Source organism: Lacrimispora amygdalina (assembly GCF_003432035.1).
Taxonomy (GTDB): domain Bacteria; phylum Bacillota; class Clostridia; order Lachnospirales; family Lachnospiraceae; genus Lacrimispora; species Lacrimispora amygdalina.
The window spans coordinates 25,441-40,772 of record NZ_QOHO01000088.1 but is presented as its reverse complement, the minus strand read 5'-3'; the positions used below and the strand labels follow the sequence as shown (position 1 = coordinate 40,772).

Annotated in this window: 20 protein-coding genes; 7 read left to right on the top strand and 13 right to left on the bottom strand. The window is 37.8% G+C overall.

Annotated features, from left to right (window positions below; translation table 11 throughout):
- Positions 1 to 189: 189 nt before the first annotated feature.
- From DS742_RS24080 to DS742_RS24065, 4 genes are read left to right on the top strand one after another with little or no spacing between them, the layout of a single operon-like run.
- Positions 190 to 579, top strand: a complete 390-nt coding sequence (locus DS742_RS24080; RefSeq protein WP_117419486.1) for a DUF2089 domain-containing protein — start codon at positions 190 to 192, stop codon at positions 577 to 579.
- Between the two features lie 59 nt (positions 580 to 638).
- Complete coding sequence (locus tag DS742_RS24075) at positions 639 to 1,082, top strand: SHOCT-like domain-containing protein (protein WP_117419485.1); 444 nt, start codon at positions 639 to 641, stop codon at positions 1,080 to 1,082.
- Positions 1,072 to 1,383 (top strand): hypothetical protein, encoded by a 312-nt coding sequence (locus tag DS742_RS24070; RefSeq protein ID WP_117419484.1) that lies wholly within the window; start codon positions 1,072 to 1,074, stop codon positions 1,381 to 1,383. The genes DS742_RS24075 and DS742_RS24070 overlap by 11 nt, the downstream gene beginning before the upstream one ends.
- 21 nt (positions 1,384 to 1,404) lie before the next feature.
- Entirely contained in the window at positions 1,405 to 1,743 is a 339-nt protein-coding gene (locus DS742_RS24065) for a phage holin family protein (RefSeq protein WP_117419483.1), read from the top strand.
- Between the two features lie 13 nt (positions 1,744 to 1,756).
- Here the strand turns inward: DS742_RS24065 and DS742_RS24060 are convergent, their stop codons facing one another.
- The 9 genes from DS742_RS24060 to DS742_RS24025 all read right to left on the bottom strand — a co-directional run bounded on the left by DS742_RS24060 (position 1,757) and on the right by DS742_RS24025 (position 7,784).
- A complete protein-coding gene (locus tag DS742_RS24060; protein WP_242996757.1) occupies positions 1,757 to 2,869 on the bottom strand; it encodes a PQQ-dependent sugar dehydrogenase in 1,113 nt (370 codons plus the stop codon).
- A 128-nt stretch (positions 2,870 to 2,997) separates the two neighbouring features.
- Positions 2,998 to 3,168 carry a hypothetical protein gene (locus DS742_RS29060; protein WP_170313570.1) on the bottom strand — a complete coding sequence of 57 codons (171 nt, stop codon included), beginning with the start codon at positions 3,166 to 3,168 and terminating at the stop codon, positions 2,998 to 3,000.
- Positions 3,149 to 3,343, bottom strand: a complete 195-nt coding sequence (locus tag DS742_RS24055; RefSeq protein ID WP_242996754.1) for a hypothetical protein — start codon at positions 3,341 to 3,343, stop codon at positions 3,149 to 3,151. Before DS742_RS24055 ends, DS742_RS29060 begins: the two co-directional genes overlap by 20 nt.
- Before the next feature lie 154 nt (positions 3,344 to 3,497).
- Positions 3,498 to 3,734, bottom strand: a complete 237-nt coding sequence (locus tag DS742_RS29055; RefSeq protein ID WP_170313569.1) for a hypothetical protein — start codon at positions 3,732 to 3,734, stop codon at positions 3,498 to 3,500.
- A 185-nt stretch (positions 3,735 to 3,919) separates the two neighbouring features.
- Positions 3,920 to 4,249: an MFS transporter gene (locus tag DS742_RS24045; protein ID WP_242996751.1), complete on the bottom strand. Its 330-nt coding sequence runs from the start codon at positions 4,247 to 4,249 to the stop codon at positions 3,920 to 3,922.
- 22 nt (positions 4,250 to 4,271) lie between these two features.
- Positions 4,272 to 5,207: a GNAT family N-acetyltransferase gene (locus DS742_RS24040; RefSeq protein ID WP_117419482.1), complete on the bottom strand. Its 936-nt coding sequence runs from the start codon at positions 5,205 to 5,207 to the stop codon at positions 4,272 to 4,274.
- 376 nt (positions 5,208 to 5,583) lie between these two features.
- Positions 5,584 to 5,943, bottom strand: coding sequence for a DUF2085 domain-containing protein (locus DS742_RS24035; RefSeq protein WP_117419481.1), 360 nt, complete (start codon positions 5,941 to 5,943; stop codon positions 5,584 to 5,586).
- 14 nt (positions 5,944 to 5,957) lie between these two features.
- Positions 5,958 to 6,245 carry a zinc ribbon domain-containing protein gene (locus DS742_RS24030; RefSeq protein ID WP_117419480.1) on the bottom strand — a complete coding sequence of 96 codons (288 nt, stop codon included), beginning with the start codon at positions 6,243 to 6,245 and terminating at the stop codon, positions 5,958 to 5,960.
- Positions 6,246 to 6,473: 228 nt separating this feature from the next.
- A complete protein-coding gene (locus tag DS742_RS24025; protein WP_117419479.1) occupies positions 6,474 to 7,784 on the bottom strand; it encodes a PA2928 family protein in 1,311 nt (436 codons plus the stop codon).
- A gap of 277 nt (positions 7,785 to 8,061) precedes the next feature.
- On the opposite strand from DS742_RS24025, the gene DS742_RS24020 reads away from it, so the two are divergent.
- On the top strand, positions 8,062 to 8,427 hold the full coding sequence (locus DS742_RS24020) for a BlaI/MecI/CopY family transcriptional regulator (protein WP_117419478.1): 366 nt from the start codon (positions 8,062 to 8,064) through the stop codon (positions 8,425 to 8,427).
- The gene (locus DS742_RS29640) at positions 8,427 to 10,088 is read left to right on the top strand and encodes a M56 family metallopeptidase (protein ID WP_242996748.1); all 1,662 of its coding nucleotides are present in this window, start codon (positions 8,427 to 8,429) and stop codon (positions 10,086 to 10,088) included. Before DS742_RS24020 ends, DS742_RS29640 begins: the two co-directional genes overlap by 1 nt.
- Before the next feature lie 137 nt (positions 10,089 to 10,225).
- On the opposite strand, the gene DS742_RS24005 is transcribed toward DS742_RS29640, so the two are convergent.
- Positions 10,226 to 10,399 (bottom strand): oxidoreductase, encoded by a 174-nt coding sequence (locus DS742_RS24005; protein ID WP_242996746.1) that lies wholly within the window; start codon positions 10,397 to 10,399, stop codon positions 10,226 to 10,228.
- Between the two features lie 175 nt (positions 10,400 to 10,574).
- Between DS742_RS24005 and DS742_RS24000 the strand changes: the two genes are divergently transcribed.
- Positions 10,575 to 11,150, top strand: a complete 576-nt coding sequence (locus DS742_RS24000) for a TetR/AcrR family transcriptional regulator (protein ID WP_117419477.1) — start codon at positions 10,575 to 10,577, stop codon at positions 11,148 to 11,150.
- 301 nt (positions 11,151 to 11,451) lie between these two features.
- Here the strand turns inward: DS742_RS24000 and DS742_RS23995 are convergent, their stop codons facing one another.
- From DS742_RS23995 to DS742_RS23985, 3 genes are all read right to left on the bottom strand, one after another.
- Complete coding sequence (locus DS742_RS23995; protein ID WP_117419476.1) at positions 11,452 to 12,069, bottom strand: lactate utilization protein; 618 nt, start codon at positions 12,067 to 12,069, stop codon at positions 11,452 to 11,454.
- A gap of 729 nt (positions 12,070 to 12,798) precedes the next feature.
- Positions 12,799 to 14,190 (bottom strand): amidase family protein, encoded by a 1,392-nt coding sequence (locus tag DS742_RS23990; protein WP_170313568.1) that lies wholly within the window; start codon positions 14,188 to 14,190, stop codon positions 12,799 to 12,801.
- 159 nt (positions 14,191 to 14,349) lie between these two features.
- Entirely contained in the window at positions 14,350 to 15,072 is a 723-nt protein-coding gene (locus DS742_RS23985) for a DUF5131 family protein (RefSeq protein ID WP_117419474.1), read from the bottom strand.
- Between the last annotated feature and the right edge of the window lie 260 nt (positions 15,073 to 15,332).

The window sequence follows — 15,332 nt, the reverse complement described above, 5'->3', positions numbered from 1 at the left end:
ATATTAAGAAGGGAGCTTTTTCTGGTTATTGTATTTGGCTGGGTATGGACAGAACGCACAAATAATTAAATATTTGAATTTATATATTAAATATTTTTATTATCATATTAATAATATTAACTTATATATTGACATCATTTAATATTAGTAGTATATTGTAACAGAAAGAACAGAAAGAGGGTATCGTATATGAAATATAAAGCTCCAGGAAAATGTCCTGTCTGCGGAGAGAAACTTTCCATAACAAAATTAGGCTGTCCCAAATGCTCCACTACCATCGAAGGTGATTTCCAGCCCTGTGAATTTTGCCGTCTTCCTGAAGAGGATCTTGAATTTATAAAAGTATTCATCAAATGCAGAGGCAATATCAAGGATGTTGAAAAAGAACTGGGTATCTCCTATCCAACTGTCCGCGGTAAACTTGACTCGGTGATCAGAGGTCTTGGTTATGAGGTTTCTGCCAAAGAAACTTTAAAAGAGAACAACGACAAAGTGAATACCAGGAATGTAATTCTTGATCAGCTATCAAAAGGGGAAATCACACCGAAAGAAGCGACGGAAAAGCTAAAGAATTTATAAGCCGCCGTAATATCATCTAAATCAGAAAAAGTATCATATTATATAAGGGAGGTTTTATCATGAGCGAACAAAAAAAAATATTAGAAATGATTGAAAAGGGACTGATCACAGCAGCCGAAGGAATGGAGTTATTAGATGCATTGAATGTTACAAGTGAATCTGCTCCTGAGCAGACAACAGCAATCACAGGTACTGCTAACCACAAATATAAATTTTTAAAAGTCAGAGTAACATCTGATAATAAGGCTGTGAACGTTAGTGTCAATGTTCCCTTAAGGCTATTAACAACCATAGGAGAAATTGCTGATAAAATGACAGCTATTATACCGGAAGATGCCCGCAGAAATATGGAAACAAAAGGCGTCAATATCTCGAATATTGATTTTGCAAAAATAATTGAGGAAATCATCAACGGCACACTGGATGACCCCAGCATCGTGGATGTTGAAGCATGGGATGAGGCCAGTAAGTCGATGATTATGGTGAAGGTTTATGTTGACTAAGGTATTACGCGTCTTATGGGTTAAAGTGAATATTAGTGGCGGCAAGCATTTCTATCTTAATTTACCCATATCTTTGTATGCTTTCGGAGAGCTGCTTGACTGCGTAATTGACATATTTGATGTGGTATGCTTCTTTGTGCCTAAGCAGCAGTTAACAAGCTCCTCTTCCTTCCCGGTTCATGCATTGAGATCACTGATGAAAGGGCTGACCAATCTGATGGATTCTCTGGTTTGCAGCGAGTCTTATGAACTTGTAAATGTTGACGTTGAAAATGTTAAGGTATCCGTTATAATCAGATAACGCTTATTCTATGGAGGTACTATGTCTAAACTTTTATCAAAATATTTATCCATTGTTGCAACAATCTATCTGTTATCCATGGCTATTGATACGATTACAATTCATAGCATCCCTGCCCTGCTTGTTTTAGGCTTGGTATTATTAGTGGTTAACCTGTTTATAAAACCTTTGATTCTGCTTCTTACCCTGCCTTTCAGTATTATAACCTTCGGATTGTTTACCTTTGTTGTAAATGCCTGGACCATTATGATAGCAGACAGTTTTGTATCCAGTGTGAATATGGGTGGTTTCCTGAATTCCTTACTTGCCGCGTTTATTATAGCAATATTACAGCATATACTTCGCGATAAAAGTAAGTAAGGTAATGCTGCTATTACATGCGGGGTACCAGCCTGAGGATTTTATCATCATGGGGATTGGAAAGCCCTCTGCCATCCATGTTGCTGGTAGTAAGATATATGGAACCGTCCCTTGCCTGATAAGCCTCCCTTAACCGTCCGTAATCGTTCTGCAATAACCGTTCCATATTAACTACTTGTGTCCCGGATTGGTCGAACGTGATTGCCAGGAGTACACTCCCCCGGAGTGTTGATACCATAAGCTGGCCATTCCGGGGACTGCCGGTTACGAAGACCATTCCTGCAGGGGCCCAGGTATCATTCCCGCTTTGTATGACAGGATTAATAAAATCATATCCCTGCATTTCCTCGTCACCTGTAACCAAAGGCCAGCCATAATTTCCACCCGGCAGTATGATATTAATTTCATCATGGGCTGTTTCTCCATGATCCGATGCATATAGTATATTTCTGTCATTCCAGGCCAGGCCCTGGGGATTTCTGAGTCCCAGGGCATAAACCGGTGAACCTTGAAAGGGGTTATCAGACGGGATACTTCCATCTGTCCCAATCCGCAGGATTTTACCTGCCAGACTGTTTATATCCTGTGCAAGATCACGGTTACCCGCATCTCCTGCAGTTATATACAGGTAACCATCGGGGCCAATTTTTATCCTTCCGCCGTTATGGAACCGGCCTGCCGGAATTTTATCCAAAAGAATTTCCTCCCCGAATGCGGTATTGCCCTCGATGTGCATGCGTACTACACGGCTGTAAATCCCTCCGTTTTCATTATAGGTATACATAAGATAGATGTATCCGTTTGAAAGAAAATCCCTGTCCAAAGCAAGACCCATAAGCCCGCCCTCTCCGGTACTGACAAAAGGTGGGCCGAATGTATACACCGGCACCGGATTTAATGTCCCGTTTTCTATGACACGCAGGTTTCCGCTGCGCTCCGTAAAGAACATCCTGCCATCTTCGCTGATATCCACTGCCCAGGGTATCTGAAGGTTTTCTGCAATATTCTGAATCTGGAATGAAGAGTTCTGAGAGTTAAGTATACCATTCCGGATATAATCCTTGTGGCTTAATGTGATAAAACACCGGTTAACCATGACTTCTTCCTCAATACATATTACCGGCATTACCCGCCGTATTTTCCTGACATTATATGTAAGAAAACAGAATCATGTGCGTAGTTACTTCTCCCCTAAGCATTCAGCATGCGTTTCATTGTCACCATCACCTACAAGCGGACGGAAATCCTGCCTGCTTAAATGTTCATGTTATCGAAAAACCATGGCTGAAATGAAAAGGTCAGTTCATTATTCATGATTGCGTGAAAATCATAAAACAAATATCTTAATACAGCCTTCAACGAATTCGTCCTGTCTGCATCTGCAAAAACAAACCGCTTACCTGTATCATCCCTTATTCCAATCATCAGCTGCTTCATTATCACCAGAAAATTCAGGATCACGGATACGTCCAACAATAATAATTGCTATGATATAAATAGAAAATGTAAATACAAAAGGAAGACGGCGGTCAATGCTTGACAGCCAACCGGCTAAGTAGCCAAAAGGCGATGCAAATGCAATGGTAAAGGACATAATCAAAGCATTAATGCGAGCCCTCTCTCCGGGGGGCTGTTTCGGATAACTTCTGGTTTTTTTTAACCGCAGTTTTATTTAACAGCTTTGAACAGATAAACCAGACGGCATGGTACTGCCTGCTGATTGAAGATGCTGATTCCAAAGATTTAATAGGAATCTATACCTGGGTGAACATAGGCGGGCTGATTGCAATCTTTTTTGCACCAATTTCAGGATTGTTGATCAACTCTTTTACCGTGGTTCCGGTTGTCCGTGTTTTATATTTTGTTTTCGCACTGAATATGCTGATTAAGGTGATTGTTACTTTTCGGTATTGTGAAGAAACCCGGCAGGGGAAGATCCGTATGGCTGAAACAAAAGATAACTCTGTTTTAAAGATGCTATTTGAATACAAGAATTTAATCCCCAAAGTGCTGATGAATAAAGACATTATGAAAGTGTTGACTGTCTCTGTAATTTTACATATAGCAAACCTTGTCAGTACCAGCTTTTTCAGTCTGTATGTAACACAAAGGCTGGGTATAGAAAACCGCTATCTTGCTTTTTTCCCGATTTTGAATGCGGCAGTGATGCTTATTTTTATGATTGGAATACAACACAGGCAACACTCCAGCCAAAGAAATCCCCCATCATGGTTGTGAATTTGCGTCCCAGCTTATCGGTAATGATCCCTCCGAAGAAGGAAAAAAGCACCTGAACCACCATAGAGACAGACAGAATTAACCCGATCTGAACGTCCGTTATCCCCTGGGTATACATATACAGTGTGGCAAAAGGTGCAATTAGATTATACGGAATCCCCCAGAGGGGCTCCATAAAAATCAGTGTTCTTGGATTTCCCTTGTTATTTTTTAATAATTCAATTAGTGGATGTTTCCACAGAACTTTTAATTTTTGTGTAATATTCACTTGATTCTCCATTTAAAGTTATTTACTTTAACTCAAAATAGTCCATAACCGACGTTTCCTGAAATCCGCAGGATTTGTAAAGGCTTAGAGCTGCAGCATTTTCGGCCGCAACCTGAAGCATAATCTTTGCTGCTTTTGCATCTTTCAATTTTTCTACTGCATGAGTCAGTACTGCTCTTCCAAATCCTTTTTTGCGCTCCTCCGGCAGAACGCCCAGCCCATAGATTCCTCCGGTTCCTGACTCAGACATCTGTATGTTCACCTTCCCGATTATCCTGTCATCTTTTTCTGCAATATACATCGTCATACCCCGTTTTTCTTCCTCTTCCGGCAGAAGGATATCACGATTCACAGCATCCCCATCTTCCACAGCAGCGTCGCCAAAATAAATCGTGTTTTGCCTGGCTATCTCTAAAGCATCTGCATTGATTGCTTTTCGGAACGTGATGCCAGAGGGTTCCTGCTTTTCCATAGCTTCATAAATTTCATCATTCAGATACATCTCAAACTCAGAATATTGATAGACCGCTCCCGCCTTTTGTAAAAACTTCTGGCCTGAATCAGACTTTTTATCACACAAAGCAAGAATACAGCCTGCGTTCCTTCTCCTGCATTCCACCATAACCAATTCACACAGTTTTGAAAAAATTCCCTGACGCCGATAAAGGGGGTGTACCATTCCGGTAATCTCCAGCGGCTGTGATATGCCTCCAAAACAGCATATTCCCATGTATCCGATTAATTTCCCGCCATCAAAGTACAGGAATTCATTTATGTCGGAAATGCCATTTTCAGACATGCTGTTTTCACCATCACTCAGTTTATAGTCAAGCTCAAGTTTCAGAGTGATTGCATCGTTTTGTGTACATTGTGCCTCAAGATTCTGTATTGATTCATAATCTTGGCGATTGATACTGCTTTTCAGCCTGATAGAGGGTTCCTCTATGATTTTTCCCATAAACAATTCTCCTTCCGGTTTATATGGATATTTTATCTTTGTACCATTATATCATAGATGCTTCTTTTTCTTTCATAAAAACAGAGCGAATGTGGTTACTGGGGGGAGATATTTTTAATACGAACCGAATTTTTAATATGAACTAAGAATATTTACAGAAAACCAATACAGAGTATCTATTGGTTTGGATATGACAACCGTTTACAAACTTAAGAAACGATTAAAAAGACAGGTCAGAACACTGATACAATGTGGTAACGTATATATTCTGCTGAACATAACTCTCCAGCAAATCATGCCTTATCGTTTTCGTATCCGTCCCTGCCTTTTTTATTTTCCCTGATATGGTTACAGGATCTTATGTCAAGAATCTGTTTCAAAGCATTTTTGCGAAATGATATCCATACCAATATGTAGCAATCATACTTGTTACAAATAGATAAAAGAGACCATACCCAAAAAATAAACCCGTCAGGAATCTCCTGATATTGGTGCTTTCGTATGTGGTTAGTAATTGAATCCCACCATCAATTATCATGGGGATCATAATTAGTACGGCATATAAAATTTGTGGGTGATAGATACCATAGGTTATTCCTAAAATTAAGATCCCCACCAATTCGCCGGTACATCGTGCACAAATAGGAAACTGCCTTCCATTCAGAAAAAATGAACGTTCCGCCCTGCAATGGCATCCAAAGAAAATTGGAAGCCATCGGTAAAAAAAACTACTCATACGAGCCGCCAGGTTTAATAACCCGCTACTGCACTCATAATTCCAAGACCAAAAATTAATGCAATTATCACAACGCTTAAAATAACACTAATTAAAGCACCTAAACCTGCAGCTTTTGCAGTCTTCGGTTTCGTTCCTTTCCAAACCAGAAACAGAATTAAACCGACGAGTGGAACGCAGCAGCCTAAAAGCCCCCAGCCAAAACCGCCATTATCTACCTCCTGAGGTGTCTGAGCAACTCCGCAGTGCGGACATACAGCTTCTTTGTCATCAATCTCTTTGGCACAATTTTTACAATACATCTTTTGTATCCTCCATTTTTCAATTAATTAGAAACATATTACATTTCTTCTAATATTATGAAATATATCATATAACATGTAATTAATCCATATTGTTTTTCAATTTTATTTAAAAACGTCAAAATTACTATTTTTTTCTATGTTTTCCCCTAATTCTATAACAGCCAGCATGATTCCGCTTATGTAATTTAACTAAGAATATGCAGTATTGACAAGGGAAAAAAGACTTTATTTTAATTTATTCCAACGATATTGATAAACATATTCGATATTCCCGTTTTCCTGACTTAATTTATATAGGTTTCCATTGGAAATGATATAAAACCAGTCATCATCCTTTGATATCGAAATAGAATGATTCATCATGCCAGAAAAACTGTACTCGATTGGTGTAGTCCATTTTATGGAATGCTCGTTCAGTGAAACCATGGAAACGTTTATTTTGTCATCGTTTCTCTTTTGATGGTAGGAAATGAGAGCTGTTTTCCTATCCTCTGCCCATAAAATGTTCACATCCAACAAATCTGAATAATAAGTGGTACATGCTTCTGCAACCCACTGCAAATCCTCACCTGACAGCCCGCTGATGTTGTTTGAATCAGAAAACCGTTGGGACAAAATCTTGTTATAATCAGGACTTTCTGTTACCGAATTATCAACCATATTCACTTTATAATACTTTCCGTCTAATGCATATATATATAATTCATCTTCTGTTGCAAGGTAAGAATCATTTTGATTATAACTTAAATTGTCTTTCAGCTCTGGAATTCTTTCTACCCATTCTTTTTCTGTAATGTCTACTTTGCCTGTTTTGGGATTTATAAAGTTAAGCACCTTTTTTTTATTGTTTACAATAAGAAGTCCATTGGTGCTTTCCCCTACGAGATACTCCTGCCAGCCCGACAGACGCGTCCAGCACTTACTCCCATCCTTTAAGTTTACTGCAACAAGTGTAAACTTAACAGTGTTTGTTGTAATACCACGTTCTACCCCGTTTGGAAGCACCATTCTCATTTTATTAATTACTAATGCATTATTACTTTCACCCACTAATATGGTTGGGGATTCCAATTCAACCCTGACATTACTAAGCGCACCGTTAAATGCAATCAGTACAAACGAACCGATCAGGAATTCCGAGAAAAGAATTAAAATAATGCCCCAAATTGTATCCTTTATATTCTTTTCTCTCTTTAAAATCTTTTTTACCCGTTTTATTAGAAATAATAGACAGCTGAAAACCATAACAGAATAAATAATATATAGGGTGATGTCTTGCAAAAACCAGCCACTGGGAATCCAGTTTAGAAAAAAATGTTTTCTAAGTGATAAAAAAATAATTTCACCTAATATAAAATAAATCAATAAAAGCAGGAACAATTTGCGAAAATAATAATATTTTCTTTCTTCTGTTGTATTATTTATGCGCTTATAAGTTAACAAACATAATTGATATAAAATCCAGCCATACAACACTGTTAAGACGATATTATGAGCGATATCCTCATTATAAAACCATGATGAAAAAAAATTCAATTTGTATTTCTCCCTTTTTTATATTAATACATCTAATTGGTAATTCCCAATCTCATCAAGATAATTATTTTCTATTTATATTGCATGAATTAAATTTAGAAACGGGTATTACACTAATGTTCAATTACAATTATAACATAAATGATAAAAACATGGAATAAATGTAATCCAAATATCTAATGAGACAAACTACAACCAAATTAAAAACTGTTGACTCCTTAGTCTAACTGTGTTAGACTAATTTTAGTCTAATGCTATTCGACAGGAGGATTCATCAATGGAACAATATAAATTGGGTGAGATGGAGCAAAAATTTGCCGGCATTATCTGGGCAAATGAGCCTGTCAGCTCCCGTACTCTCACAGAAATTTGCGAAAAAGAGTTTGCCTGGAAGCGCACTACAACATACACCATGCTAAAACGACTGTGTGAGCGTAAGATTTTTGAAAATAATAACGGCACAGTCACTGCACTGATGTCCAAAGATGAGTTTGGAGCCGCACAGGGAGAGCAGTTTTTGTCCGATGCTTTCGCTGGCTCGCTTCCACAATTTTTGGCTGCATTTACTCGAAGGAAAAAACTGAATTCTAAAGAAATTGAGGAGATACAACAACTGATTGATGAATATAAGGAGGAGGAGTGATGTTAGAAAAGGTATTTTTGCACGTATTAAATATGAGCTTCACAGCAAGTATTGTTATTGCCTTTGTATTAATTGTAAGAATTCTTTTGCAAAAAGCACCAAAGGTATTCTCCTATGCGCTGTGGCCGGTAGTTCTGTTTCGCCTGATCAGCCCGTTCTCTTTTGAGAGCATGTTTAGTCTTTTACCGGCAAAGGCAAACCCAATCTCACAAGATATCATCAATATGCAGGTACCCAAAATTGATACTGGTATTGGGGTAATTAATCATTCTGTTCATGTAATTCTTCCTGCTGCAGCCACGCAAGCCAGCGCAAATCCATTGCAGATCGGGATATTAATCTGCAGTCAGATCTGGTTACTGGGTGTTGCAGCTTTGCTGATATATAGCCTTACTTCACTTCTGCGTCTGAAAAAGCAATTGAAGGAGGCCACGCTGTTTCAGAATAACATTTATGTTTCGACGAATATTGTTACTGCCTTTGTCATGGGTATTTTTTGCCCGAGAATTTATCTTCCCTCTGTTCTAAACGATGCCGAACAAAACTATATCCTGCTTCATGAGCAGACTCATATCAAAAGACTTGACCATATTGTCAAACTCATAAGCTTTCTGGTTCTTTGCGCTCATTGGTTTAATCCTCTTGTATGGGCCGCATTTTTTCTCAGCGGGAAAGATATGGAGATGTCCTGCGATGAAGCAGTTATTAAACGACTGGGTAATGATGTGAAAAAGGATTATTCTGCCTCACTGCTAGCCCTTGCAACTGGCAGAAGAGTTGTGGGCAGTACGCCTCTTGCCTTTGGTGAAGGCGACACAAAAGGCAGAGTTAAAAATGTTCTGAATTATAAAAAGCCTGGATTTTGGGTAATTTTAGGGGCAGTTATAGCGGTTGTTATTGTTGTTATCGGTTTAACAACAAGTCCAAAGACGCCAAACGGTTTTTCAGGTGTAAATGCTGCCATTCTTAAAATTGACAAGGCTAATCAGACTATGACAGTAAAGGGAATTGACACAAATAGTCCCATTGGCGATAACTGTATTGTCAGTTGGGGGAATGCAAGCCTTCAGACAGTGAACAGCAATCGTGAACCAGCAGAACTATCCATTGATGATTTCGCCGAAGGTGATTATGTAGTGCTTTATTTAGGGGAAATCCAGGAGAGTTATCCTACAAGAACAAAAGCCTCAACAATACAGTTACAGCCAAAAGGAATACCAGACACAGCATACCCTATCGAAGATTTGTGGAAAGCCCGGACGAAATATGTGGGTGATAATTCCGCGGTTGGTAACCTGATTGGATTGCTGCCAGTTCCTATGGGTTTGAAATATGACCATTTTGAATTACAAACCTCATCGCAGCCATATAAGGCGGAAATTGTATATTCTGTTCCAACAGAATACCTTGCTGAATACGACAGGGAAAACTCAGCCGAAGCCAATACCTTCAGGGCAAACGCGCTTTTCTTACTTGCTTTAATAGAAAATGCAGATGAAATTCAAGTCACTTTGACAGATGGCAGCCAGAAAGTTGGTTTTACCAGTGGCAGGGAATGGGCAGACCATGCTGTAGACGGAGATATTCGTGATTATGGGAAGAGTCCTGAAAAATTGCAGGAGCTGACTAATTTCATTGGTTCAGAGACGAATCCTCTATAATGACTTCACTTAAGTACATTAGCAACGAAACCCCGGGCTACCATTTAACTGGCTGCCCGGGATTTTAAGTATTCTACTTTGATTTTATACTCAAATCGCCCATTTTTGTTTTAGCAATGGCATTGATAGCACCATTCTTAAATGTACCTGAAATGGTATAAGGTATTTTTCCCAGCATACCAGGCGTTGGACTGTTCGCTGGTAAAGCCCTCGGGCCCTGTATACCCCATGTTCATAGGTGACATGGCAATGCGGTTTTTAAGTTCAACATTACCGACCTGAATCGGTTCAAATAATACATCAGTGTTCATAATAAAAACTCCTTTCAGTATTTGGTGTAGTTACATATGATAACTAATTGACATCTGTCACTATATCAATTATACTTTTAAGGAGAGCAAATGCAACGCTCAATGCCTGCCCTTATGTAACTTAATTGACAAACACACCGAAACTGTTTCCGATATAAAGGAGTTCTGTACAAAAATGGACTTACGAATACAAAAAACCTATATGGCCCTTACCAACACCTTCTTTGAGTTGTTGGAAGAAAAACGTTTTGAGGATATCACCGTCAACGAACTATGTGACCGGGCAATGGTACGCCGGGCTACCTTTTACAAGCATTTCGGAGACAAATATGAGTTCTTCACATTTATCATCCGGGAAATTCAGGCGGAGTTCGACAGGGAAATCGCGGGCAGCCTGAATACCTCCATGCCTATCGATTTTTATATCACTATCGTCCGCCGCGTCATGACATTTTTCAAGGAAAAGGACAGGCTCGTCCAATCTGTGCTGAAGAGTGAATGTTATCCGTCATTATTCCGAATTCTATCGGAACAGATAGAATTCGATATTCTTCAAAAGCTTAAAGAAAATGCGGAAAAAGGGTATAATCTCATTGCCGATCCTGAGGTTATGGCACATTTTTTTACCGGCGCTATCCTAGAAACCTTACAGTGGTGGTTAACCAGCAGAATGCCGATATCCCAGGAAAGTATTGAGAAACAAATCGTGGATATGATGAAAGCCGTCTATCTGACGGCTAATACAGACTGATCAAAAAGAAAGGAGACTCCGTTGGGAGCCTCCTGCTTGCATTTGATTTGTACCCGTTACAAACCGATGGAAGATTTATTAAATTATTTCTTTTGGTAAACCACCATTGTAATATAAATTGCAGTGGTGTCCTTTTCAAATACTTTCTTAGAAGAAATAATTATTTTTCTGCATTTTCAAGAATTTTGTTTGCCTCATTAACATTATCCGCAAAGTCTCCTCTTATCTGTTTCAGTGCAGATTTTTCCTCGAAAATCTGAATTTTCCCTTTTTTCCCAAATCCAAGAATAGAGTTAGACATTTAATAGCCTAATTCCTCATTTAAAATAATCACCTTGATTCGGTCTTTGATAAACTGGCCTTGAATTAGTACAAAATCATTACAAATACGTTCTTTATGTTTGCAATCAATACAACGTGATAATTTTGTACAAGGAGTTTGTTTCCCGAGGCGTTTGGCATCCATTGGAGCTGCAATCTGCCTTGTTCTTTTAATAGCAGAGTCAATATCGGGAGTGACTTTATTAATTCCAACAATAAGAATGACCTGACTTGGACCATAAAGCATAGGAGCAACGCGGCTTCCGTTACCATCGATATTAAAGATAGCTCCATCCAGAGTGATGGCATTGGTTCCACTGATAAAAGTGTCTGCAGAAAAATTTTTTAAGTAAATTTCACGTTTTTCTTCTTTGGTTAGCCCAGATTGAAATTTATCATAAAAAATCACATTTTCTTTTCTTAGAAAATCAAAGACTCCCAGTTCTTCCAAAGTCACAGAATCGCCACAACCTATACTGGAGTTTTCTGGTATCAGCTCTTTTAAAAGAGAGAAAAGATCTTCTCGGGTTTGAATAAAATATCCCTTTATATTTTTCTTATCTAAATTTTTAATTAATGATAAAATTTTGTGCTCCAAAATAGCATCTCCTTACTGTTTTCTTTTAGCTACTATTATAAGCGAAGATTTTTTTGAATCAATCTTTTTTCCAACTATTTTGAAACATACCAATAAGGCAGTCCCAGCAAAATGCAGCCTCCTGCCATATTGAATTCACTTTTTTCTCTTGCGGACACTGCTACTATATCAATTTCATCCGAATACATGCCGGCACGCACCTGTCTTTCTCAGAATATTGTAGTGAAATACCTCATCTAACCAATCAAACATAACCTGATGAAACAGGGCATGATTCCCCTCCTGACAATGTTCTAAAAAAAAGCCTGGAAAATACATGATTATATTTTCCAGGTTAAAAGTGTATAATTGACAATCTGTTTTAGATACGCCTCTCTGTCACTGTGATACATTTTATGGTTTTCAAAGAATACATCTTGCACAATATAAGAATAAGTTGCACTCCAAAACTGATTTACCATCATAAAAATATCAAAAGATCGATTTCTATTCTGTCAACATATACCTGTATTCATTCCATAGTCTGCTTAATGAGAAGATTTACATGTTGATTAAAACGATTCGTATACTCTTCTGAAAAGGCACTTTTTTCTTTCAGCAAAATTAATAATATATTTTTGTCTTTTGCAATATAGGAAAAGAATATATGTCCAAGCGAAATTAAAAGCTCTTCTATAGGCATTATATCACTTAGTGAAGCAATTTCAGATTCTACTGGAGCACTAAAATTCAAAAATCACAGTTTTTTTTAAACCCAATAAATTTAGGTTTCACTCTTCTGCCAGCGATTTGTTCTATTGCATATGCTGTATTTAATAGATCTTCATCCGTTTGAGCAATAATATTTATTCCGTAAGGCATTCCATTATTATATAACCCGCAGGGTACTGTAATTGCTGGCAGACCAGTATATTGAACAATTGGGTGATCTTTAAATACAATACACACATTCACATCCTTTAGCTGATCATTCATATATCGTTTCGTGGATTCCATATCTTTTAACGTATCCATATATATGGATTCTGTCATATCACCAGAGGTATTATTCTGGGCATCTTCTAATAATATTTGACCATATCTTAATGCTTCTTCTTTATGGTTATTGTTAAATTCAATTATTTCCTTTAAACTTTTTATTTTATAATCTTGTGGTAACTCAGATAAATATTGATTCATAGCATACTTAAACTCATATTTTTTAATGTCATCGATCTTTTTATTAGAAATTGTTTTGAGATGTAATCGTTTTAAGATTGCACCGGCATCCTTTAATTTATCTAAAACACCATTCGCCTTCTTTTCGTCTTCCTGCGACATATTATCGATAGCCGATTGGTCAATCCCTATTACAGTACCTTTAAGACTTGTCTTTTCTGTAAAGTGTATTTTATTAGCTGATAGCTCATTAAAAATAATAATTGCATCTTTAACAGTTCTTGTCATGGGACCAACCATATCAAGAGTAAAACTTATGGGTATAATACCTTTTATACTCAAAGCATCTTTACCTGGGCGGTACCCTACAATACCATTCTTTAAACCAGGAGATATGATAGAACCGGAAGTATCGGTGCCAAAAGCAGCCGTACATAAATTAGCTGCAACTGCAACCCCTGAACCGGTGCTGGAACCTGCCGGGCTTTCACCTAAAACGTATGGTGATTTTACAATTCCCCCTTTAGAACTATATCCGTTTGGCATTCCCTTCGTCATATAATTGGCAAATTCAGTCATATTTGTTTTGCCAAGAATGACAGCACCTTTATTTCTTAAAATTTTAACAATCTCAGCATCTGTTTGTGCAATTGAATCTGCCAATGCCAGTGATCCTGCGGATGTGTGCAAGCGGTCTGCAGTATTTATATTGTCCTTTAAAAGAATCGGTACTCCGTAAAGCAATCCAGATTCATCCTTATTTCTTTCATCAAGCTCCTCTGCGATTGTAATAACATCAGAATTTATCTCACAGATAGAATTTAATCCATTAAAGCCTTTGTCCAAAGCGTCAATTTGCTCTAAATATTGTGAAACAATCTCTTTTATAGAATAGGTTTTATTTTTTATTATCTTACTTAATTCAGTAATTGTTACTTCGCCTAAATTTATTTTGGCTGCCATATTAATCTCCTGCATCTGTTTGACATTCTTTTATATATCAATAATAGTTATATATTTACTATTATCTTCTTATATAGTTTGATTTATTCATAGTAAGATAGATGTACTGGCAGATTAAGATATGAGTGCGGATTGCCGCATGATTGATTTTCGTTCCTGTCAAAACAGCTTTTTTCCGTCAGAAATATTTATACCAAACTCTTTCGCCATACTGGTTTGCTTAAATGGATTTACTTTTTCCACTACTCCGTCACGTTTAAAAAGTGAACCTGTATTTTTGAACCAAAATGTTACATTTGCTTTTACACACTGTTCACGGATATTAAGTACCCAATCATAATCACATTCACGGGCTTCCCGCCCCGTTTCACCGCCAACTGTAACATGGTCTACTCCATGAAGATATGATGTTAAATCGATCGGTTCTAAGAGCGGTGCGCAGGCAATAAAACGCCGCTTTATCGGATAGGATAAAAATAATGGAAGCCTGTAATCGGCTAATATTTGATTTTCGACCGTACATCCAATATTCACATTGTCATATCCAGTATCCCAATCTGACGGTAGCGATACAAGGAAGCGGTCAATCCGCTTTGTCAAAATCAAAAATTCTATATCTGTTCTTTTCTTGATGATAGCCCATATTTCTTTACGCCATTCATCTGCTTCAGGAAGAAAAAAGTCAGTTGCAAAACATGTTGCAAGAATTTTGTTGCCTTTAATGTTGTACTGGCCTTTTGCATTCTTCCTTACAGGCCAATCAAATTTGTCTGTTTTTTCTATGACATTTTGACCAAATCGTTTTGCATGGGGTCCATAAAAATAACAATAGGTGCAACCATCACTAATTTTATAACAGCCTGTCCATGGTTCCCAGTTCATAGCGTCCTCCTTATTTAGTTAGTTTTGTAGTATCTAACCTAATGCTTGTTCAGTGCTACACCACCGCTTGCTATCTGGTTTTTCCGCGCTGATTTTAGTGTCGGTTATGAGATGCAGCAAAATGAGATCGTAAATTGTACGCCGCGAATACATTACGCCCCCCGTAAGACTCGATAACAATAGAAATTTATTAAACCTACAGAGTTTTAGGGGGCGGATAAAAAAACTACGCCCCCCCTAATATACGATTCCGGAACTCT